This window comes from Streptomyces sp. NPDC104831 (genome assembly GCF_055583025.1).
On record NZ_JBVJOT010000001.1, the window covers coordinates 93,806 to 115,215 of the forward strand.

Sequence of the window (21,410 nt, forward strand, 5' to 3'; positions counted from 1 at the left end):
GCGGGCCCGGACGGGCCCGCAGGGATCAGACCAGCCGGCGCGCGGTCGCCCAGCGGGTCAGCTCGTGCCGGTTGGACAGCTGGAGCTTGCGCAGCACCGCCGAGACGTGGGACTCGACCGTCTTCACGGAGATGAACAGCTGCTTGGCGATCTCCTTGTAGGCGTAGCCACGGGCGATCAGGCGCAGCACCTCGCGTTCCCGCTGGGTGAGCCGGTCCAGATCCTCGTCCACGGGCGGGGCGTCGGTCGAGGCGAAGGCGTCCAGGACGAACCCGGCCAGCCGCGGGGAGAAGACGGCGTCGCCCTCCTGGACGCGGAAGATGGAGTCGATCAGGTCGGCGCCGGTGATGGTCTTGGTGACATAGCCGCGGGCGCCGCCGCGGATCACCCCGATGACGTCCTCCGCGGCGTCCGACACGGACAGCGCGAGGAAGCGGACGGGCCGCTCGGCGTCGGCCGACAGCGCCGCGCACCGGCGCAGCACCTCGACCCCGCCGCCGCCCGGCAGGTGCACGTCGAGGAGGACCACCTCGGGCCGGGTGGCGGTGATGACCGCGACGGCCTGGTCGACGTCCGCGGCCTCGCCGACCACCTCGACGCCGGTCTCGGCGGTCTGGCCGATCTCGGCCTGGACGCCGGTGCGGAACATCCGGTGGTCGTCCACGAGGACCACCCGTACGTGCCGCCCGTCCGCGCCGGCACCGGGCCGGCCGGACCCGGCCGCCTCCGTCGTCCCCGCCGTGCCGTTCGCCTCGGTCGCGTCGCTCATGACGTCTTCTCCGCCCTCTCCATCTCCAGCTCGACCTCGGTGCCGCCGTCGGGCACCGCCCGCAGCCGGGCCGTGCCGCCGTTGCGTTCCATGCGGCCGATGATCGATTCTCTGACACCCATGCGGTCGGCGGGTATCGCGTCGAGTTCGAAGCCGGGGCCGCGGTCCCGTACGGAGACGAAGACCGACCTTCCCTCGACTTCGGCGTAGACCTGTACGGCACCGCCCTCGCCACCGTACTTGGCGGCGTTCACCATGGCCTCGCGCGCGGCTTGCATCTGTGCCGCCGTCCTCTCGTCCAGGGGGCAGTCGCCGACGAGGACGACCTCGATGGGCACGCCGTGCTTGTCCTCCACCTCGGCGGCGTTGCGCCGCACCGCCTCGGCGACCGTGCCGGGTTCGTCGGCCTCGTCCTTGCCGGTGCCCTCGGGTTTGTACAGCCAGGTGCGCAGGTCGCGTTCCTGGGCGCGGGCGAGGCGGCGCACCTCGCCCGCGTTCTCGGCGTTGCGCTGGATCAGGGTGAGGGTGTGCAGCACGGAGTCGTGGACGTGGGCGGCGACCTCGGCGCGCTCCTGGGCGCGGATGCGCATCAGGCGTTCCTCGGAGAGGTCCTGGGTCATGCGGACCAGGTAGGGACCGGCGAGCAGGGTGATGCCGACGAGGACGACGAGCGCGGCCTGCAACACCGCGCCCAGGTGGGCGGCGGAGCCCTGGAGGACGAAGACCGCCGAGACACCGGCCGTGACGAGCAGGACACCGCCGACCGTGCGCAGCAAGGTGAGGGTGCGGCGCCGCCGGCCGGCCTCCACCCAGCGGGCCCGGCGGGCGTTGTCCGCCTGGCGCCAGACGAGGGCGACGCCGGCCGCGACGAGCACGGCGGGCACCAGATACGCCTTGGTCGCGCTGCCCAGGTTGACGCTGCCCACGAAGACCATGGACACGATGACCATGAGGAGCAGGGCGGCGATCTGCCCGCGGTCCGGTTTGCGCGGCACGAGTCTGCGCCGGCCGTCCGGGGAGGTCTCCGCGCCCACCAGGGAGGGCTTCTGGTCGCCGACGCCGCCGACGCCGAGCGGGACGAAGAACCAGAACGCGGCGTAGAGCAGTGCTCCGAGCCCGTCGGCCGTGAGCAGGCCGGCGAAGACGAGCCGCACCCAGACGACGGGCAGCCCGAGATGCCCGGCGAGCCCTCGTGCCACTCCGCCGAGCCAGCGTCCGTCGCTGCTGCGGTAGAGCTTGCGCGGGGGCCGCGGGTCGTCGAGTGGCAGGCTTGCGGCTTCCGGCATGCCAACGATGGTCACACGGGCGGCGGGGCGGAGCATCAGGGTCTGCCCCGGAGACGCCCCTGATCTTCCGTCAGGGCCGGTCCGGGTGGGCCGCTCGGGCGCCGGGTCCGGGCGGGCGGTGCGGTTCGAACGCTTCCCCGTCCGGTGTCAGGGCCGATTTCAGGGTTGGCCCAGGGTCGTCCCGACTGCCGCCGGGGCGGCCGGCCGGTCACCATGGACGCATGACGGATCACGAGCACGCCGCGACGGGTCCGGGACCCGGCCCCGGCCCGCGCCCGGCCCCGGGCACCGGGCCGACGGATGCCGCGCCCGCCGCGACGGGACAGACCGCAGCGGCCGGCGCCGGCTCCCACGCCCACGCCCACGTCGGCGTCCACCCACGTTCGCGGAGCGGCGGCCCCTCCTCCGCGCGGGACGCGGAGGGGCGGGAGGGCCCCCGGCTGCCCGAGCGGTTCCGGCGCGACCGCGGGCACAGGATGATCGCGGGCGTGTGCGCGGGACTCGGCCGGCAGACCGACATGGACCCGGTGATCTTCCGGATCACGCTGGCCGTGCTGTCCGCGACGGGCGGCCTGGGCCTCATCTTCTACGGCTTCGCCTGGCTGCTGGTGCCGTACGAGGACGAGGAGGAGAACGAGGTCCGCAAGCTGTTCACGGGCCGGGTCGACGGCCATGCGCTGGCCGCGGTGCTGTTCGCGCTGGTCGGCTGCGGAATCTTCCTGACGATGCTGAGGAACGGCGGGGTGCTGGCGTTCGCCGCGGTGCTCTCGCTGCTGCTCGCGGGCGCGGGGTACTGGTCGCGGCGCCGTGACGCCCCCGACCACGATCCCCTGGCGGCGCAGGCCGCCGCCGACGCGCCGCCGGAGGCCCAGGCGCCGCCGGTCGTCACCGCCTACCCCTCCTGGTGGCGGGACCCGATCGTCAAGGACGGCACACATGTCGGCGGCACCGGCTATCTGTGGGGGCCCGGCGACGCCGGGGGACGGGACCTGACATCGGTCCTGGACGTCGGCGTCACCACCCCCTGGACGCACCCCGGGGCGATACCCGCGCCCGAGGCCAGGCCCCCCAGACCGCGCGGCCCGCGCTGGATCGGCGACTGGGTGGTCCTGCTCGCCCTGCTGGCGGGCGGCCTGGGCACCTGGCACGGCTGGCACACCCACCCGCTGGGCACCAACCTCCAGACCGGCCTGGCGTGCGCGCTGGCGGTGTTCGGCCTGGGCATAGCGCTCAGCGCGTTCCTGGGCCGGACCGGCGCCGGGACGGTGTTCCTGGCCGTGATCACGGCGGCCCTGCTCGCCGGGGCGGCGGCCCTGCCCCGGGACATCACCGCCGACTGGAAGGAGGCGTCCTGGAGGCCGGCCGCGGTGGCGCAGGTGCGGTCCGGTTACGACCTCGGCACGGGGCGGGCCACGCTGGATCTGTCCCGGGTCCGCCCGGCCGCGGGGCGGGCGGTCGCCACGGACGCCCGGGTGGGCGCGGGGCGGCTGAAGGTGATCCTGCCGGCGGACGTGACCGTGCGGATGGACATCGACGTGGGGCTGGGCGACATCCGGTTGCCCGGGGACGGGGAGAAGGACGTGGACGTGCGGCCCGGCAGGCATCGGGACGTGACGCTGGCACCGGCCAAGGCCGCGGCCGAGGGTTCGGGGACGCCGGGCACGCTGGATCTCACGCTCGGCGTCGGAGTGGGACAGGTGGAGGTGGGCCGTGCTGCGTCATGAGTTCCAGCCCGGGCGGCTGGTCGCCGGGCTCTGCCTCACCGGTATCGCCGCGGCCTACGCGGGGGACGCGGGCGGTCTGTGGGAGATCCCGTGGTTCGTGATGGTTCCGCTCGTCGTGGGCGCCCTGTGCCTGGCCGGCGCCACGGCCGTGCTGGCCCGGGGGGTCCGCAGACGGCGCGGGGCGGCGGAGGGTCAGCGGTAGCCGCCGGGCCACCGCCGGGCGCGCCAGGCCGCGTCCACCGAGAAGTAGGGGGCTCCGGCGAGGACCAGGGGGAGCCAGGCCATCAGGTAGGCGAGGTCGTTCCCGTAGTAGTAGGGGGTGCTGGCCCAGCTCATCGTCAGCCAGAGGCTGAGCGAGATCAGCGCGCCGCCGAGCGCGGCGAGGCGGCCGAGGAGACCGAGGAGGGTGGCGATGCCGACGGCCAGTTCACCGAGGGCGATGGCGTAGCCGAAGCCGACCGGGCTCTTCAGGGCCAGGTCGATCAGCGCCGGGATGGCGGCGGAGCCGCGGGCCGCGCGCATGGTGTCGCCGATCGATCCGGCGCCGGAGGAGTGCATGAAGGCGCTGTCGGTGAGCTTGTCCAGGCCGGCGTAGACGAAGGTGACGCCCAGGAAGAGGCGCAGGGGCAGCAGGGCGTAGTGGGTGAGGGTGTCCCGGAGGCTGCGGGGCTCGTTCAGCCGGGGAATGCGCGTTTCCGTCCGCATGCCTTGAGTCATCGCTACAAGCCGCCTTTCACCCGCAGTGCCCCCTGATGTGACGATACGTATGACGAAGGGAGCCCGTTCAATCCTGTCCCAGATGATTTTCCGGATTTCGGCCCCTCGCGGCGAACCCGCCTCTCACTCCGTCACCTGGAGCGGGTACCGGTTCGTCGTCACGCCGGCCGCCGTCACCACCTGGACGTCGACCGGGCCGGGCTCCACGTCGGCGGGTACGGGCACGGTCAGGGTGGTGTCCGTGGGATTGCGGAAGCCACCGGTGACGGGGATCAGCGGCACGTGGACGTCGACCGTGCCGATGCGGACGACCGTCCGGGAGAGCCGGTCGGGGCTCTGGGCTCCGGGCGGGACGAAGCCGCTGCCGCGGATCTCGATGTCGTCGCCGGTACGGACCGGGCCGTCGAGGTCGCCGGGCTCCCGGGCGCGGACGACCGAGAGGATCACCGGCCGGCCGCCCTCGGCGTACTTGCCGGCCAGATAGGTCGCCGCCGAGATCAGCACGAGAACGGCCAGGCCCCAGGGCAGGTCCGGCAGCCGGTCGGGGCGGCGGGCCAGCCGTACGGCGGCGAACAGCAGGGTGACGGCGCCGACGGCGACGTACTGGATGTCGGTGAAGGCGCCCCGGCCGGAGTCGTCGGTGAGCAGGTCGGCGGCGCGCGGGCGGTGGGCCGGCACCTTCTGCAGCCGCTGGGTGTGGACGCGCACGACCACCACCCGGCGGACCAGGACGGCGATGCCGCACACGACGGCGAGGACGGTCACCGCGCCCGCGCCGTGCGCCAGGCCGAGACCGGCGATCAGCGCGTCGCGCTCGGCGGGGTCGGAGGCGGCGGCCAGGCGGACGGCCAGCAGCAGGACGGCGTAGCCGAGGAACAGCACCCAGCAGGCGGCGACGACACGGGAGGTGGAGATGCGGTTGTCCTCGCCGATCACCGGGGCGAGCGCTCCGCCGCGCGCCCGGTGGAGGAGGCAGGCGGCGGTCAGGGCGCCGGCGACGGCGAGCGCGGCGAGCAGGGCCGCCGTGCGGGCGCCGGTCCAGCCCGCGCCGATCGCGGTGAGCGCCTCGGCGAGCAGCAGCGCGGTGACCGCGCCCCACACCGCGCACACCGTGCGCAGCCACAGCCGGGCGAGCCGGACCGCGCCCTCGGCACGGCCCCGTTCGGCGACGGCCTCGGCCCGCCGGGTCAGCTCCTCGGACACCCACTGGCGGGACGCCGGGGCCGAGTGCGCCACGGCCGCCGGCAGTCCCCGTCCGGCGGCGAACTCGTCGCGCCGGCGCAGGAACGCGGCGACGGCACGCCGATGCCCCTCCCGGGCGCCGTGCGGGCAGTCCCCGCAGGCGCAGCCCCCCTCGTGGCCCTCCCCGGCACCCGTGTCCCCCCTTGCCTCCCGCACCGTCACGCCCGACGCCCGCCTTCCCCACGACCTGCCGGCCCCGCCGACGCCCGCCGCGGCGCGCGCGACGGACCGGCAACTCCCCTGCGACGACAGCGAATTGTGCCGCACACCGGGCCCCTCGGGGGGGCTGGTCCGGGTCAGGGCGGGTGAACCCGCCAGGCACCGCGTTGACCCGGTCGGCGCCTCAGTCGAGCAGGTCCGGTTCGGCGCGGCTGATGTCCTGCCACAGGGGCTGGTAGTTGATCCAGGCCACCAGGTCGCCGCCGAGCTGTTCGCGGGTGGCGACGGCCGCCTTGTGGTCGATGAGCACCGGCCGGCCCGCCGCCTTGGCCGTCAGCTGCACCTGGCAGGACCGGTCCAGGGACAGGAACCACCAGGCGGCGGCGTCCACCGAGTCGCCGACGGTGAGCAGCCCGTGGTTGCGCAGCACCAGTGCCTTGCGGGAACCCAGCGTGGCGGCGATCCGGCGGCCCTCCCCGGCGTCGACGGTGACGCCGGTGTAGGCGTCGTAGAGGGCGAGGTCCTCGTAGAAGGCGCAGCTCTCCTGGGTGATGGGGTCGATCAGGTCGCCGAGGGCGGCGAGGGCGCGGCCGTACACGGAGTGGCAGTGGGCGACGGCGACGACGTCGGGGCGGGCGGCGTGCACCTGGGCGTGCACGGTGAACGCGGCCTGGTTGACGTGGTAGCGCCCCTCGACGACCTGCCCGTCCTGGTTGGCGAGCACCAGGTCGCTGACGGTGACGTGCTTGAACGGCATGCCGAACGGGTTGACCCAGAAGCAGTCGGTGTACTCCGGGTCCCGGGCCGTGATGTGCCCGGACACCCCGTCCTCGAAGCCGGCCCGCCCGAAGATCCGCAGGGCGCCCGCGAGCCGCTCCTTGCGGTGCCGGCGTTCTTCTTCGACCGACTCGTGCATCGGCGGCATGGCGAACCGCAACCGGTCGGTGGGCAGCGGCAGGGGCGGGGTGGATCCGTGCATGGAACCTCCAGCAGGGAATGACCGTACGGGCCGGAACGTACCCCCGGTCGGCCCACATGGGCAGCGCCGGCCGGTAAAGATGATGTGCGCGGCGCATACCCGACAGGAGATGTCCGGATTGGGCGGCAGGCTGGCGCGTATGAACTGGACGGCTTTCCGCACCGCCGCGCCCGAGTTGGCGGCCGTCGCCGAGGAGCGCTTCGGCGCGTACCGGCACCACGTCCTGGCGACCCTGCGCCGGGACGGCTCGCCCCGCACCTCCGGCCTGGAGGTGCGGTTCGTGGACGGGCAGCTGTGGCTCGGGATGATGCCGTGCTCCCTGAAGGCCCTGGACCTGCTGCGCGACCCGCGCTTCACCCTCCAGGCCAATCCCGGCGGCGGCACGGACCCGGGCGGCGGCGACGTCCGGGTCAGCGGGCGGGCGTACGAGGTCGGGGAGGGCCCTGCCAAGGCCGCGTACGCGAAAGAGGTGGAACCGCCGCAGCCGTTCCACCTCTTCCGCACCGAGCTGACGGAGGTCGTCCGCACCTACGTCGAGGACGACGCGTATCTGGTCGTCCAGGTCTGGAAGCCCGGTGAGCCCCCGCGCACGCTCAGGCGCGCCTAGGGCCTACTCCCACTCGATCGTCCCCGGGGGCTTGCTCGTCACGTCGAGCACGACCCGGTTGACGTCGCGGACCTCGTTGGTGATCCGGGTCGAGATGCGGGCCAGGACGTCGTAGGGCAGCCGGGACCAGTCGGCGGTCATGGCGTCCTCGGAGGAGACCGGGCGCAGCACGATCGGGTGACCGTAGGTGCGGCCGTCGCCCTGGACGCCCACGCTGCGGACGTCCGCGAGCAGGACCACGGGGCACTGCCAGATGTCGCGGTCCAGGCCGGCCGCGCTCAGCTCCTCGCGGGCGATGGCGTCGGCCTCGCGCAGCAGGTCCAGCCGCTCCTTCGTCACCTCGCCGACGATCCGGATGCCGAGGCCGGGGCCGGGGAAGGGCTGGCGCTGGACGATCTCGTCCGGCAGGCCCAGCTCCTTGCCGACCATGCGGACCTCGTCCTTGAACAGCTGGCGCAGCGGCTCGATCAGCTTGAACTCGAGGTCCTCGGGCAGGCCGCCGACGTTGTGGTGCGACTTGATGTTCGCGGTGCCGGTGCCGCCGCCGGACTCCACCACGTCCGGGTAGAGGGTGCCCTGGACCAGGAACTCCACGGCCGGGCCCTCGTCGGCGATGATCTCGGCCTGCGCCTGCTCGAAGACGCGGATGAACTCCCGGCCGATGATCTTCCGCTTCTCCTCGGGGTCGGTGACCCCGGCGAGCGCCTTCAGGAAGCGCTCCTCGGCGTCGACGACCTTCAGCTGCACGCCGGTGGCCGCGACGAAGTCCTTCTCGACCTGCTCGGTCTCGTCCTTGCGCATCAGGCCGTGGTCGACGTAGACGCAGGTCAGCTGGGAGCCGATGGCCTTCTGCACGAGGGCGGCGGCGACGGCGGAGTCCACCCCGCCGGACAGGCCGCAGATCGCGCGCTTGTCGCCGACCAGCTCACGGATGGCCTGGACCTGCTCCTCGATGACGTTGCCGGTGGTCCAGTCCGGCTTCAGCCCGGCACCGCGGTAGAGGAAGTGCTCCAGCACCTGCTGGCCGTGCGTGGAGTGCATGACCTCGGGGTGGTACTGGACGCCGTAGAGCTTCTTGTCGTCGTTCTCGAACGCGGCGACCGGGACGACGTCCGTGGACGCGGTGACCGTGAAGCCCTCCGGGGCGGCGGAGCAGGCGTCACCGTGGGACATCCACACGTGCTGCTCCTCCGGGGTGCCCTCGAAGAGGGTGGAGGAGACCCTGGAGACGTGCAGGTCGGTGCGGCCGTACTCGCGGGCGCCGGTGTTGTCGACGGTGCCGCCGAGGACCTGCGCCATCAGCTGGAAGCCGTAGCACATGCCGAAGACGGGGACGCCGGACTCGAAGAGTTCGCGGTCGAGGCGGGGGGCGCCCTCCTCGTACACCGACGAGGGACCGCCGGAGAGGATGATCGCCGCGGGCTTCTTGGCGAGCATGTCGCGGACCGGCATGGTGCTCGGCACGATCTCGCTGTAGACCCGCGCCTCGCGGACGCGACGGGCGATGAGCTGGGCGTACTGCGCGCCGAAGTCGACGACCAGGACGGTGTCGGGGGTGGCGGCAGACTGGGTCGCTGATGACACGGGGTGCCTTCTGGTGGTCGGGCGGGGGTCTGTGCTTCCGATTCTAACGGGGCGGCCGCCGGACCTCCGAACCCCGAGGACGGGCCGCCGTGGCATACTGACCGCATGCGCAAGCACCCGACCTTCGTCTTTACCTATGGCATCCGGCCCGCCGGCTGCCATGGTCGTGCTGCTTGAGCCAACCGCCAAGCGACTTCCCAGGCGCCCCGGGCCGACAAGGCCCGGGGCGCCTGTCGTTCACCGGGTTCCGTCGTCCCAGGGCTCGCGTCACCCCGATCGAGGAGCCCCGCATGACCACCACCACACCGGAAGCGACCATCGCCGACGCCCGCGAGCGCATCGACGCGCTCGACGACCGGATCATCGGCCTGATCCAGGAGCGGATGGCCGTCTCCGCCGTCGTCCAGCAGACCCGCATCGCCTCCGGCGGGCGGCGCGTGCACCTGTCCCGCGAGATGGAGATCCTCGGCCGCTACCGGGACGCCCTCGGCAAGCCCGGCACCGGCCTCGCCATGACCCTCCTGGAGCTGTGCCGGGGTCGCATCTGAGTTCGGTCCCGCTCTCACCCGTACGGTGCCGTGACCGGCCCGTGCGCCTCTTCGTTGAGGGGGTGTCCGCGCCGGCCAGGGGCGGGCGGCAGCACCACGTGGCTCGCCGGAGCGATGAGGCGTACGGGTCGTGCCGTACGCCGTGGGACCTCGCTCCGGGGAAGTGGCCGGACGGCAGGGGACAGCGGCCCGGTCACGCGAGAGAACGGCCGGCTCCGGGGACGCCCGGGGCCGGCCGGCGGAAGATCCCGGACAGCACAGGGCGCGGCGCCGGTCCCGGTCACCGGCGCCGGCCGAGCGAAGGGCCCCGCGGCCCCTCCGTCCCGCGGGGCCCTTCGTCGCGCCCGGGCCCGCCGTCCCCCTGCCGCCCGGCGACCGGCCCCGACTCCGGCCCCAGCCCCAGCCCCAGCGCTCGGAATGTGACCGAGGTCACTTTTCACATCGGGCGCTTCGGAGCAACCCTTCCAGCTCTCCGCTGATCAAACCTGCCGGATCAAGAAACGGTGGGCGGGACCTGCTTTCGGAGGGGGACGCAGGTCCCGTCCGCCGTGTCGGTCACTTCTTCGGCGGCACGGCCGGCATCCCCAGGAACGGCAGCCGCAGCGCGCCGAACGCGTCCGCCGGCACCACCGGCGCCTTGGGCGCCACCGCCGCCAGCCGCTCGTACGCCGCTCCCGGTGCCGGCCGCGGGTCCTTCTCGCCCTTGTTCGGCCAGAACGACATCGCCCGCTCGGCCTGCGCGGTGATCGTCAGCGAGGGGTTCACACCCAGGTTCGCCGAGACCGCGGAGCCGTCCACGACCGAGATGCCGGGGTGGCCGTAGAGCCGGTGGTAGGGGTCGATCACGCCCGTCTGCGGGGAGTCGCCGATGGGGCAGCCGCCGAGGAAGTGCGCGGTGAGCGGGGTGCCCATCAGCTCGCCGACGTTGCTGCCGGCGAAGCCGTTGATCTCGGCGGCGAGCGCGGAGGCCGCCTCGGTCGCGGCCCTGATCTGCTTCGGGTTGGGCGCGCCGTGCCCCTGCCGGGCGGTGAGCAGCCCCCGGCCGGGCCCGGCCGGCTTCAGGTAGGTGGTCAGCGAGTTGTCCAGGGACTGCATGACCAGGCCGATGATGGTCCGCTCCGACCAGCGCCGGTTGGACAGCGAGCGGGCGACCTGGACCGGGTGCCGGGCCGCGTTCGCCAGCCAGGCCAGCACGCGCGAGGAGCCCTCCGTGTAGGGCACCTGGAGGATGGACAGGCTGCCCATCGCGTTGGAGCCCTTGCCGTAGCGGACCGGCTCGATGTGGGTGTTCTCGTCGGGGTGGATGGAGGAGGTGATGGCGACGCCCCGGGTGAAGTCGGCCCGCGGCGTGCCGGTCGCCCGGCGGTAGCGGCGGTCGTCGGTCTGCGCGCCGACCAGCGCCTCGGAGTTGGTGCGGGTCAGGTCGCCGAGCCGGGGGGACAGGTACGGCAGCTGGCGGCCCGCCTTCATGCGGTGCAGCAGGGTCTGGGTGCCGTAGGTGCCGGCCGCGAGGACGACCCGGCGGGCGGTGAGGATCCGGCCCTCGGCCTTCCGTTTCCGGTCCGTCGGCAGGGTCGCCACCGCGTAGCCGCCGCGCGAGTCGTCGGTGACGGACACCACCGTGGTCATGGGGTGGACGACGGCGCCCGCCTTCTCGGCGAGGTGGAGGTAGTTCTCGTTGAGGGTGTTCTTCGCGCCGTGCCGGCAGCCGGTCATGCACTCGCCGCACTCGGTGCAGGCCCGCCGGTCGGGCCCGGCCCCGCCGAAGTAGGGGTCGGCGACCCGCCCGCCGGGCGCGGCCGTCGTCTGGCCGTCGGCGTCCTCGCCGTCCCCGAAGAACACGCCCACCGGTGCCATGTGGAAGGTGTCGCCGACGCCCATCCGCCGGGCCGCCGCCTTCAGGTGGACGTCGGAGGGGGTCATGGTGGGGTTGAGGCGCGCCCCGAGCATGCGCCGGGCCTGGTCGTAGTACGGCGTCAACTCCTCCTGCCAGTCGGTTATGTGCCGCCACTGGGGGTCGTCGAAGAACGCCTTCGGCGGTACGTAGAGGGTGTTGGCGTAGTTGAGCGAGCCGCCGCCGACGCCCGCGCCGGCCAGCACCATGACGTTGCCCAGCAGGTGGATGCGCTGGATGCCGTACATGCCGAGCCGGGGCGCCCAGAGGTAGTTCTTCAGGTCCCAGGAGTTCTTCGGGAGGGTGGCGCGGGTGAAGCGGCGGCCCGCTTCCAGGACGCCGACCCGGTAGCCCTTCTCGGTGAGCCGGAGGGCCGACACCGAGCCGCCGAACCCCGAGCCGACGACGATCACGTCGTAGTCGTACCCGTCCTCGTCCCGGGTCTGGACCGACTGCTCCTGCGACACGTGCTCTCCTCGGTGAGAACGGGTGCTTGCGAAAGGGTGCTTGCGGGCGCGGGGGCGGGTGCCGCTAGCGGAACCGGAAGGCCTTCATCAGGCGCAGGCTCGTGCTCATGAACCGGGCGTACGCCTCGTCGTCCATGCCCAGCGAGGGCGCCATCGGCAGCAGCCGCTGCTGGGCGACCGTCTGGGCCTCCGTGTACTTGAGGATGCCCTCGGAGCCGTGGCGGCGGCCGAGCCCGGAGTCCTTCATGCCGCCCATCGGGGACTGGGCACTGCCGTAGGCGGGGGCGTAGCCCTCGTTGACGTTGACGGTGCCGGTGCGCAGGCGGGCGGCGATGGCCCGGCCGCGGCGGGCGTCCGTCGTCCACACGGACGCGTTCAGGCCGTACGGCGTGGCGTTGGCGCGCTCCACCGCCTCGTCGTCGGTCCGGAAGCGGTAGACCGAGACGACCGGGCCGAAGGTCTCCTCCTCGCAGACGGCCATGGCGGGCTCGACGCCGTCCAGGATGGTGGGTTCGAAGAAGTAGGGGCCGATGTCGGGGCGGGCCACCCCGCCCGCGATCACCTTCGCGCCCTTGGCGACGGCCTCCTCGACGTGCCGTTCGACGGTCTTCAGCTGCCGCTCGCCCACCAGGGAGCCCATGTCGGCGCCGTAGGCGAGGGAGTTGCCGAGCCGCATGGCCTTGGTGCGGGCGGCGAACCGCTCCAGGAAGGCGTCGGCGACGGACTCGTGGACGTACAGCCGCTCGATGGAGATGCACAGCTGGCCCGCGGAGGAGAAGCAGGCGCGGACGGCACCGGCGGCGGCCTTCTCGACGTCGGCGTCGTCGAGCACCAGCATGGCGTTCTTGCCGCCGAGTTCGAGGGAGACGCCGACCAGGCGGGAGGCGGCGCCGACGGCGACCTCGCGGCCGGTGCGGGTGGAGCCGGTGAAGGACACGTAGTCGGCGTGCCGGACCAGTTCGGGGCCGACGACCGGGCCCTCGCCGAGGACGACCTGGAAGACGCCTTCGGGCAGCCCGGCCTCGATCAGCAGGTCCCGCGCCCACAGCGCGGTGAGGCAGGTCTCCGTGTCGGGCTTCATCACCACGGCGTTGCCCGCGGCGAAGGCGGGCAGGGCGTCGCCGACGGACAGCTCCAGCGGGTAGTTCCAGGGGGCGATCTGGCCCACGACCCCGCGCGGGTGGCGCAGTTCGGTGACCTTCGTCAGGACCGGGACGGCGCCCGCGTGCCGCTTGGGCCGCAGATAGGCGGCGGCGCGGCGGCCGTAGTGCCGGGCCGCGACGGCGACGGCCTGCACCTCCTCGTGCGCGTGCAGCCGGGCCTTGCCGGTCTCCAGCTGGATCAGGTCCAGGACTTCGGCCTGCCGCTCCAGCACCAGGTCGTGGAAGCGCAGCAGCACGGCGGCGCGCTGCCGCAGCGGGGTCGCCGCCCACACGGTCTGGGCGGCGCGGGCCGCCGCGAAGGCGTCGCGGACGTCGTCCGGGGTGGACTCGGGCAGGTCGGCCAGCTTCTCGCCGGTGAACGGGGCGTGGTTCGCGGTACGGCCGGAGCCCGCGACCCCCTTGGTGAGCCGGGCCACCAGCTGGGGGGTGACCACGTCGGCGGCGGTACGGGCGCCGTCGGGAGCGGGCGCGAGCGGGTTGGTACCGGCGATGTCCGGGGCCTGCGTGTCCGTCATGACGCGCAGGGTATGCCGCGGCGCGCTCTTTGTGTACCCGTCGGTAACGCGGATTCACCGACCGCTCACATCCTGCCAGTGATCACTGGCAGGAAATGCGCTGATCAGGGCGTTGACGGGGGGACGCTCAGTCGGCTCCGGGTTTTCTCGCCAGGAGTGGGGCGAGGAGGCCCAGGGCGGCGCGGCAGCGGGGGCCGGGGGCCGGAACGGGCGCATCCGGCGCCGGCCCGGCCACGGCGGCGGGGGCGTGGGGCTCGGTCGCCTGCCCGGGTGCGGCCGCCGGGACGCCGGGCTCAGGCCCCTGCCCGGGTGCGGCCGCCGGGGCAGGGGAGTCCGGTGGCGGCTTCGGTGCGGTGCTCGGGGCGTGGGGCGCGCGGGGTGGTTCCGGTACGGCGGTGCGGCCCGCGCAGTCGCGGAGCGCGGCCTCGGTCCGCGCCGCGTCCGGCCGGGCCGCCGGGTCCTCGGCGTGCAGCCGGTCCAGCAGCGGGCCCAGCGGCCCGGGGTCCGCGTCCCCGACGGCGGTGCGCAGCAGCGCGCCCAGCGACCACAGGTCGGAGGCCGGACCGGCACCGGGCCCCGCCGCCCGCTCGGGGGCCGCGAAACCGGCCGGCACCTGCCCGGCGCCGATGCCGAAGTCGGTGAGGACGACGCGTCCGGTGCCGGACTCCAGCAGGACGTTGGCCGGTTTGACGTCCCGGTGCACGATGCCGACGGCGTGGGCGGCGCGCAGCGCGCCGAGCACGGCGAGCCCGATCCGCGCGGCCTCCGCGGCCGGCAGCGGCCCGCGCCCCAGCACCTCGCGCAGCGACTCGCCCTCGACCAACTCCATGACGACCCACGGCAGTCCGGCCTCGGTGACCACGTCGTGCACCGTCACGGCCGAGGGGTGCCGCACCCTGGTCGCGGCGCGGGCCTCGTGGTGGAGCCGGTGGGCGAGGCGTGCGCTCTCCCCGTCGGTCACCGGATCGCCCGGCAGCAGCGGCTCCTTGAGCGCCACCGGCAGGTGCCGCCGTTCGTCCAGGGCCCGCCAGACGGTGCCGGCCGGCCCGGATCCGAGGCGTCCGGTCAGCCGGTAACGGCCGCCGATCAGACGTGCGTCGGGCGGGTGTGCGCCGTCTTCGGTCATGCTCCATCAGTACCGCGCGCACGGCGCCGCTGTCGAAGCGGCAGGCTCTCACCCGCCGGCCGAGAAGGTGTCGACGGCCACGTCGAAGTACTCCCGGGCCTCGCGCACCTTCCCCACCGGCGCCGACACCCACACGTCGTAGAGCCGGCCGCCCTCCTCCCAGCACAGGTCGTAGGTGTGGCGCGGGCCCTCCGCCGCGCTGAAGCCGTTCCAGGTGAACTCCCAGAACGCGGCCGGGTGTCCGCGGTGCGTGGCCGGGGTGACCCGGCCGTCGTGGTAGCCGGGGTTGTTGTCGGCGCCGGCGGCGGCGGAGCGCTCCAGGACGCCCCGGGGGCCGCCGGGCTGCGGGCCGCCGACCTTGACGCCCAGGCGGAAGGTCTCGTCCGGGGAGAGGTAGAAGACGCGTCCGTCGCGCGGGCTGCGGACGAAGTCCTCGGGGACGGCGAGGGAGAAGCCGGCCGGGTCGCGGGACGTGCGGTAACCGGAGGGCGCGGTGTGCGTGCCGGTGCCGGGCGGAGCCGCGGTGCCGGTGGTGGTCGGGCCGCGCGAGGGCGTGGCCGGCGGCGCGGGTGTCGTCGGGGACGGTGTCGTCCCCGCGGCGCCGGTCCCGGTGCGGGTCGCCGGGGTGGTGGCCGTACCGCCCGGGGTGCCGCCCCCGCCCCCGCTCTGGTGCAGCAGCAGCGTGGCGGCCGACACCCCGGCCCCGGCCAGCGCGGCGACCAGCAGGGCCGCGACCAGCACCCCGCGCGGGGCCTGCCGGACCGGGGGCGGCTGCGCCGCCGGCAGGGCGGGGCCGAGCGGCGGCCCGCCGTGCGGCGGGTCCGGCCGGGTCGGCGGGTAGGCCGTCGGGACCCGGTGCGTACGGCCCCCGCCGATCCGGTGCAGGGACAGGCGCCCGACGCCGTGCGTTCCCGTACCCGGGCCGCCCGGCGCGACCGGGGTGCGGCCGGTCTCCAGGTACGTCCGCAGCATCCGCTCGGCGTCCGCCGCGCCCAGCCGCCGGTCGGGGTCGCGCTCCAGCAGCCCGAGGACGACGGGCAGCAGCGGCTCGGCCTGGGCCGGCGGGCGGATGTCGTCGGAGACGACGGCGTGCAGGATGCCGCCGAGCGAGTCGCGGTGGAACGGCGACTCGCCGCTGAGCACCGTGCACAGCAGCGCGCCCAGGGACCACAGGTCGGACTCCGGCCCGGTGCGCAGCCCGGACATCCGCTCCGGCGCGGTGTACTCGGGCGAGCCCACGAAGGCGCCGGTCTCGGTGAGCGTGGTGGCGCCCTCCACCTGGGCGATGCCGAAGTCGGTGAGGACGACCCGGTCGGTGGCGGACTCGATCAGGACGTTCGCGGGCTTGATGTCCCGGTGCAGCACCCCCGCCTCGTGCGCGGTGTGCACCGCGTTCAGCAGGGCGATGCCGATGCGCGCGGCCTCGGCGGCGTCGACCGGGCCGTCCCGGGCGATCCGCTCGGCGAGCGAGGGGCCGTCGACCAGCTCCATCACGAGGTACGGCCGGCCGTCGTGCTCCACCACGTCGTGCACGACGATGATGTGCGGGTGCCGTAACTGGCAGACCGCGCGGGCCTCGCGGAAGGTGCGGTCGCGGCGGCGGCGCGCGTCGTCGTCCGGGAGCGAGTCGTCCGGGAGGAATTCCTTGACCGCCACCTGACGGCCCAGCACCTGGTCCCTGGCCCGCCACACGACGCCCATGCCGCCGCGCCCGACGCGTTCCTCCAGGCGGTAACGGCCCGCGATCAGCCGGAAGCCGGCTCCCTCGGTCCCCATGCGCCCCATCATGCCGCAGCGGGGGCCCGCGTCCGCCAAATCCGGTCGTGGTGCGGGAGCGTGCGCATCACCGCTCGGACAGCCGTTCCCGGCGCGGGCGGCGCGGTGCGGGGCGCAGGGCTCAGCGCGGCTCCTGCCAGCCCTGGAGCACCGCCTTGAACTGCCTGCCGGTCCGGTCCCAGTCCGCCGCGGGCGAGGATATGTAGATCACGTACTCGGTGCCGTCGCGGGAGATGTAGGTCTCCTCCATGGCACGCCGCGGTCCCGGGAAGGCGGAGTCCTTCGCGAGCGCGTTCCAGGTGTACTCCCAGACCGAGCCGCCGAGGTCGCGGTAGACGTTCCTCTCCAGCCGGACCCGCCGGTAGTCGGCCAGCCGCCGGGCGAGCTGGCCGTCCAGGTCGGACTGGTGGGAGTAGGCGTCCTTGAAGTCGGGCGAGGTGTCGACGGCGATGCGGACGAAGTGCCTGCCGCCATCGGGTGTGTAGTCGACCTGCCGGAGGTCGCCGGAGACCCCGACGACCTTCCGCGACCAGCCCTCGGGCAGGTAGACGCTGAAGCCCCACTCGTCGTCGTACCGCCGCCAGGAGGCCGGGATCGTGCCGTCGGTGCCGGGCGTGGCGGAGCCGCTCACGGAGGGGGAGGGCGTGGCCGGTCCCCCGCTCGATCCGCCGGTCTCCTCCATGCCGGCGCCCCACCTCTGGACGGCCACCGCGGCGCCGGCGCCGAGCAGGGCCGCGGCGGCCACGACGAGCGCGAGGGTGCGCAGCCGGCGGCGGGGCCGGGCCGGGGCGCCGGGCGGCACGGGCCCCACGGCCGTCGGACCGGTGACGGCACCGGTCGCGCCCGCCGGGAACCCGGGGAAGGTGCCACCGGCCGGGTGACCGGTGGCACCGCCGGTCCCGTAAGCGGGGGTGCCGCCGGCACCGTGAGCGGTGGGGCCGCCGGACCCGTAGCCGGTGGAGCCGCCCGTGGGGTGGCCGGTGGGCCCGTGGCCCGGGCCGGCCGTTCCGGGCGTGCCGTGGACGCCGGGCGGGCCGGTGTGCCCGCCCGCGCCCCGGGCCGGCGGGAACTCCTGTGTGGTGCGCGGTCCGCGGCCCTCCGCCACCTCGGCGAGCATCTGCTCCGCCTGCTCGATGCTCGGCCGGTCGGCCGGGTCCTTGCGCAGCAGGGCGGCGATGACCGGTCCGAGCGGACCGGCCCGGCGCGGCTCCTCCGTGTCCTCCTCGACGATCGCCTGCATGGTGCTCAGCGGCGAGGTCCGGCGGAACGGTGAGCGTCCCTCGACCGCCGTGTACAGCGTGGCGCCGAGGGCCCACAGGTCGGAGGCCGGGCCGGGGTCGTGGCCGCGCACCCGCTCGGGGGCCAGGTAGTCGACCGAGCCGACGACCTCGCCGGTGCGGGTGATGGTGGAGTCGCCCTCGATCTGGGCGATGCCGAAGTCGGTGAGCAGCACCCGGCGGTCCGTGCCGAGCAGGACGTTGCCGGGCTTGACGTCCCGGTGCAGTACACCGGCGGCGTGTGCCGCGCGCAGCGCCCGCAGCACCCACAGCCCGATCCGCGCGGCCTCCGCCGGTTCCACGCGGCCCCGCTCCCTGACCACGTCGGCCAGCGAGTCGCCCTCGACCAGCTCCATCACGATCCAGGGCCGGCCGTCGTGTTCGAAAACGTCGTGCACGGTGACGACGGCGGAGTGGTTGATGCGCGCGGCGGCCCGCGCCTCGGCGCGGGTACGGGCGAGCAGCACGGCCCGGTCGCCGTCGGAGACGTAGAGCGAGGCGGTCAACTCCTTGACGGCGACCATCCGGTGCAGCACCTCGTCGTGAGCGCGCCACACCCGGCCCATGCCGCCGCTGCCGATGGAGTCGGCGAGCCGGTAGCGGCCTGCTATGAGCAGGCCCTGCATCTGATTCACGTTGCCCCGCAATGCTCTTGACAGGGCCAGACTAAGGACCGGCCCCCACCCAGGGAACCGGCGGGGTGCACCGGTGACAGCACTGTGACGATGGTCATTTCGCCGCGAGAGGGCGAACCGGACGGTGGCGTACCGCCCCGGGCGCGCGTCGCTCAGCCCGTGTGGCGGTACGTCGCCACGGCCTGTTCGTACAGCCGCGACACCTCGTCCCGTTCGCCTTCCGGACCGCGCACCTGGACGATGTGGTAACGGCCGTTCAGCAGCAGCGCCATGTTCCGCACGAACCGGTCCCGCCCCTGCCCGTCGGTCCAGGTGAACTGGCCCTCGGCCATGGTCCGTCCGCCCACCTCGGTGGTCCGCAGCCCGGTCGCCGTGGCCCAGCTGGAGTCGCGGTACGGCTGGAGTTCCCGCTCCTTGTCCCGCTGGTAGGCCATCGGATCGCCGCCGTACGCGGAGGCGCTGTCCCGGCCGGGTACAACGATCAACTCGAACTCCCCGTGTGCGTACACCACCTGGCCGCTGCCGTTCCTCGGGGTGCGGTCCCAGCCCTCGGCGACGGCGATGCGGAAGCCTGCGGTGTCCTCGCGCAGGGTGAACCCGTCGGGCACGGACGGGTTCCCGCCGGTCTGGGTCTCGGTGGCGGGCGCGGAGGCGCCCCCGGCGGGCGCGCTCCGCCCGGCGGTCGGCTGCCGGGTGTGCGCGGGCAGCGGGCTGGTCCGCCCGGCGCCGCCGGTACGGTCCCCGCCGGCCTCCTGCTTGGGCAGGAAGAGCATCGCGTACGCGATCCCGCCCGCGAGCAGGAGCAGGACCAGCAGGAGCAGGGTCCGGCCGAGGCTGCGCGGCGAACCGGCGCCTTCGCGGCCCCGCTTGTGCCGTCCGTGCGGATGGGCGACGGGCAGTCCGGCGCGGCGCCGGCGCACCAGCTCGCCCCGGCGCCGCACGATCGGCAGCCGGCTCGGGTCGGCGGGCGGCACGGGGACGACCCGGCTGCCGGCCTCCGGCTCCGGCGCGGACCGCACCAGGGAGCGCAGCCAGCCGCTCAGCTCCTCCATGTCCGGCCGCTCGGTGGGGTCCTGACGCAGCAGCGACTCCACGACCGGGCGCAACGGCCCGCACTCCTCGGCGAAGGCGGGCGGTTCGGAGCACACCAGCTGCACCAGCTCGGCCGTGGACTCCTCGGGGTACGGCGCGTGTCCCTGTACGGCCCGGAAGAGCAGCGCGCCCAGCGCCCACAGGTCGGTGGCCGGACCGATCGGCGCCGCCAGCTGCCAGTTCTCGTGCACGGGCCCGGCCTGCTCCGGTGCCCACCGCTCGGTCACCGGCCCCACCACGGTCATCCGCACCTGCCGCGCCCGCTCGGCGGCCAGCGCGGTGCCGGGCCCCCGGCGCACCGGCCCGGGGGCGTCCCAGCCCGAGGCCGTGGCGGACGCGGGGGGACGGCCGGGCACCGGCTCCGGGGCGCGGCCGGTGTCGTGGGGGCGGACGGGGGCGAGGTCGGGGCGGGGGGCGGACCCGTCGGAACCGGGCCCGCCGGAGCCGGGGGCACGCCCGGACTCCGGCCCGCCGCCGGCACCGGGGACGCGGCCCGGCTCGCCGGTGCGACCGAAGGCGCGGGTGGGGCCGGCGCCGGGGCCGGTGGGGTCCGGGGCCGATCGCCCGGAGGTGTCGGACGGGGGCCGGGGCGTGTCGTGGGCCTGGGCCGGGACCCGGTCGGGTCGTGACCGCGCCGGGGGCAGGCCCAGCCGCCGGGTGGCGCCGTCCAGGGCCTGGGGCGTGCCGTCCTCCAGGGCCTGGGGCGTGCCGCCGGTTCCGGTGCGCGGGGCGGCGCCGTGCCAGGGCGCGCCGCGCACGCCGTACGGGTCGGCGATCCGACCGGGCGGCACCGCGCTGCCCGGGTCCGGGGGGTACGGCGGCCGCGCCGTACCGTCGGTCCGGTCCGCACCGGTGGCGGTGCCGGTGTCGCCGTCGGCGGGCGGGCGGGCGCCGGGCAGGGCGCGGCGCAGGCCGGGCCGGGCCTCCTGCACCCGGGCGGCGGCACGGGCGCCCGCCCGGTACGCGGCGATGGCGCCGGCCCGGGCCGCCCGGACGTCCGCCCCGGTCTCCGGCGCCGGCAGCCCCTCGGCCGCGCGGGCCTGGATGGCGGCCCGCCGTGCGGCCTCGGGATCGGCATCCACCACGCCACCGGGACCGGCGGGACCGGCGGACACCCCGGTGCCGTCCGTGATCTCCCCCGGCGTCCCCGTCCGCCCGGCCGGGCCGGCGCCGAAGGTCTCCCCCGCGCCCCCGCCGGATTCCGCGTCCTCGGGAGCCGGCACCGGGTCGTACCCGCTGAGCGCCTCCTCCGCCGCACCGGCCGCGAGGCCGGTCAGCACCACACGGCCGTCGTCGCAGACCAGGACCGTACGGACGGTGACGTTGCGGTGCACCCAGCCATGGGCGTGCAGCACCCGGAGCGCCATGAGCACGTCGGACGCGACCTCGGCCGCCCGGTACGGCGTGAGCGGCCGCTCGGTGAGCAGGGCGGCCAGCGGGCGCGCGGCCACCAGCTCGCTGACGATCCACAGGGAGCCGCCCTCGGCGAACACGTCGAAGACCTGGTCCAGGCGCGGGTGGTCGGGGACGCGGGCCGCCGCCTGCGCGGCCTCGACGGCGCGCCGCACCACCGGATCGGCGGGCCGCCGGGTGGCGGCCCGGCTCTCCGCGGCCGGCCGGTACGGACGCTCGCGCGCGGTGAACCCCTCGGGCAGCCCCTCGGCGTCCAGCACCTCGGCCTCGACGACCTCCGGCAACGGCACCTGCCGGATGAGGACTTCCTGGCCGCTGTAGGTGTCGAAGGCGCGGATCTCGGTGAATTCGCAGGCGTCGGACGGCGGCAGCGGCAGGCGGTAGCGGTCGGCGAGCACCCGACCCGCGTAGTCGTCCACTGTGCCTCCCTCGGCCGC

16 protein-coding genes are annotated in these 21,410 nt (G+C 75.0%); 4 read left to right on the plus strand and 12 right to left on the minus strand.

Annotation, left to right across the window (positions count from 1 at the left end; genetic code table 11):
- Nucleotides 1–25 precede the first annotated feature (25 nt).
- Both ACZ63H_RS00410 and ACZ63H_RS00415 read right to left on the minus strand, forming a co-directional pair.
- Entirely contained in the window at nt 26–769 is a 744-nt protein-coding gene (locus tag ACZ63H_RS00410; RefSeq protein WP_469860708.1) for a LuxR C-terminal-related transcriptional regulator, read from the minus strand.
- Nucleotides 766–2,055 (minus strand): PspC domain-containing protein, encoded by a 1,290-nt coding sequence (locus ACZ63H_RS00415; protein ID WP_469860710.1) that lies wholly within the window; start codon nt 2,053–2,055, stop codon nt 766–768. Before ACZ63H_RS00415 ends, ACZ63H_RS00410 begins: the two co-directional genes overlap by 4 nt.
- 221 nt (nt 2,056–2,276) lie before the next feature.
- Here ACZ63H_RS00415 and ACZ63H_RS00420 point away from each other — a divergent pair, with 221 nt between their 5' ends.
- Both ACZ63H_RS00420 and ACZ63H_RS00425 read left to right on the plus strand, forming a co-directional pair.
- Nucleotides 2,277–3,779, plus strand: coding sequence for a PspC domain-containing protein (locus ACZ63H_RS00420; protein WP_469860712.1), 1,503 nt, complete (start codon nt 2,277–2,279; stop codon nt 3,777–3,779).
- A complete protein-coding gene (locus ACZ63H_RS00425; RefSeq protein ID WP_469860714.1) occupies nt 3,766–3,981 on the plus strand; it encodes a hypothetical protein in 216 nt (71 codons plus the stop codon). The genes ACZ63H_RS00420 and ACZ63H_RS00425 overlap by 14 nt, the downstream gene beginning before the upstream one ends.
- On the opposite strand, the gene ACZ63H_RS00430 is transcribed toward ACZ63H_RS00425, so the two are convergent.
- From ACZ63H_RS00430 to ACZ63H_RS00440, 3 genes are all read right to left on the minus strand, one after another.
- Entirely contained in the window at nt 3,972–4,496 is a 525-nt protein-coding gene (locus ACZ63H_RS00430) for a DoxX family membrane protein (RefSeq protein ID WP_469860716.1), read from the minus strand. The two genes, ACZ63H_RS00425 and ACZ63H_RS00430, sit on opposite strands and share 10 nt — an antisense overlap.
- Before the next feature lie 123 nt (nt 4,497–4,619).
- The gene (locus ACZ63H_RS00435) at nt 4,620–5,900 is read right to left on the minus strand and encodes a hypothetical protein (RefSeq protein WP_469860718.1); all 1,281 of its coding nucleotides are present in this window, start codon (nt 5,898–5,900) and stop codon (nt 4,620–4,622) included.
- Between the two features lie 181 nt (nt 5,901–6,081).
- Nucleotides 6,082–6,876 carry a class II aldolase/adducin family protein gene (locus ACZ63H_RS00440; RefSeq protein ID WP_469860720.1) on the minus strand — a complete coding sequence of 265 codons (795 nt, stop codon included), beginning with the start codon at nt 6,874–6,876 and terminating at the stop codon, nt 6,082–6,084.
- 139 nt (nt 6,877–7,015) lie between these two features.
- Between ACZ63H_RS00440 and ACZ63H_RS00445 the strand changes: the two genes are divergently transcribed.
- A complete protein-coding gene (locus ACZ63H_RS00445) occupies nt 7,016–7,483 on the plus strand; it encodes a pyridoxamine 5'-phosphate oxidase family protein (RefSeq protein ID WP_469860722.1) in 468 nt (155 codons plus the stop codon).
- 3 nt (nt 7,484–7,486) lie between these two features.
- Here the strand turns inward: ACZ63H_RS00445 and guaA are convergent, their stop codons facing one another.
- Nucleotides 7,487–9,067 carry a glutamine-hydrolyzing GMP synthase gene (gene guaA / locus ACZ63H_RS00450; protein ID WP_469860724.1) on the minus strand — a complete coding sequence of 527 codons (1,581 nt, stop codon included), beginning with the start codon at nt 9,065–9,067 and terminating at the stop codon, nt 7,487–7,489.
- A gap of 290 nt (nt 9,068–9,357) precedes the next feature.
- On the opposite strand from guaA, the gene ACZ63H_RS00455 reads away from it, so the two are divergent.
- Nucleotides 9,358–9,615: a chorismate mutase gene (locus ACZ63H_RS00455; RefSeq protein ID WP_359047648.1), complete on the plus strand. Its 258-nt coding sequence runs from the start codon at nt 9,358–9,360 to the stop codon at nt 9,613–9,615.
- A gap of 555 nt (nt 9,616–10,170) precedes the next feature.
- Here ACZ63H_RS00455 and ACZ63H_RS00460 read toward each other — a convergent pair.
- From ACZ63H_RS00460 to ACZ63H_RS00485, 6 genes are all read right to left on the minus strand, one after another.
- Nucleotides 10,171–11,976: a GMC oxidoreductase gene (locus tag ACZ63H_RS00460; RefSeq protein WP_469860726.1), complete on the minus strand. Its 1,806-nt coding sequence runs from the start codon at nt 11,974–11,976 to the stop codon at nt 10,171–10,173.
- A gap of 64 nt (nt 11,977–12,040) precedes the next feature.
- Nucleotides 12,041–13,654 carry a succinic semialdehyde dehydrogenase gene (locus ACZ63H_RS00465; RefSeq protein WP_469860728.1) on the minus strand — a complete coding sequence of 538 codons (1,614 nt, stop codon included), beginning with the start codon at nt 13,652–13,654 and terminating at the stop codon, nt 12,041–12,043.
- 127 nt (nt 13,655–13,781) lie between these two features.
- Nucleotides 13,782–14,780: a serine/threonine-protein kinase gene (locus ACZ63H_RS00470; RefSeq protein ID WP_469860730.1), complete on the minus strand. Its 999-nt coding sequence runs from the start codon at nt 14,778–14,780 to the stop codon at nt 13,782–13,784.
- 48 nt (nt 14,781–14,828) lie between these two features.
- On the minus strand, nt 14,829–16,556 hold the full coding sequence (locus tag ACZ63H_RS00475) for a serine/threonine-protein kinase (RefSeq protein ID WP_469860732.1): 1,728 nt from the start codon (nt 16,554–16,556) through the stop codon (nt 14,829–14,831).
- Between the two features lie 121 nt (nt 16,557–16,677).
- On the minus strand, nt 16,678–18,459 hold the full coding sequence (locus ACZ63H_RS00480) for a serine/threonine-protein kinase (RefSeq protein ID WP_469860734.1): 1,782 nt from the start codon (nt 18,457–18,459) through the stop codon (nt 16,678–16,680).
- Nucleotides 18,460–18,620: 161 nt separating this feature from the next.
- On the minus strand, nt 18,621–21,392 hold the full coding sequence (locus ACZ63H_RS00485) for a protein kinase (RefSeq protein WP_469860736.1): 2,772 nt from the start codon (nt 21,390–21,392) through the stop codon (nt 18,621–18,623).
- Nucleotides 21,393–21,410: the final 18 nt, after the last annotated feature.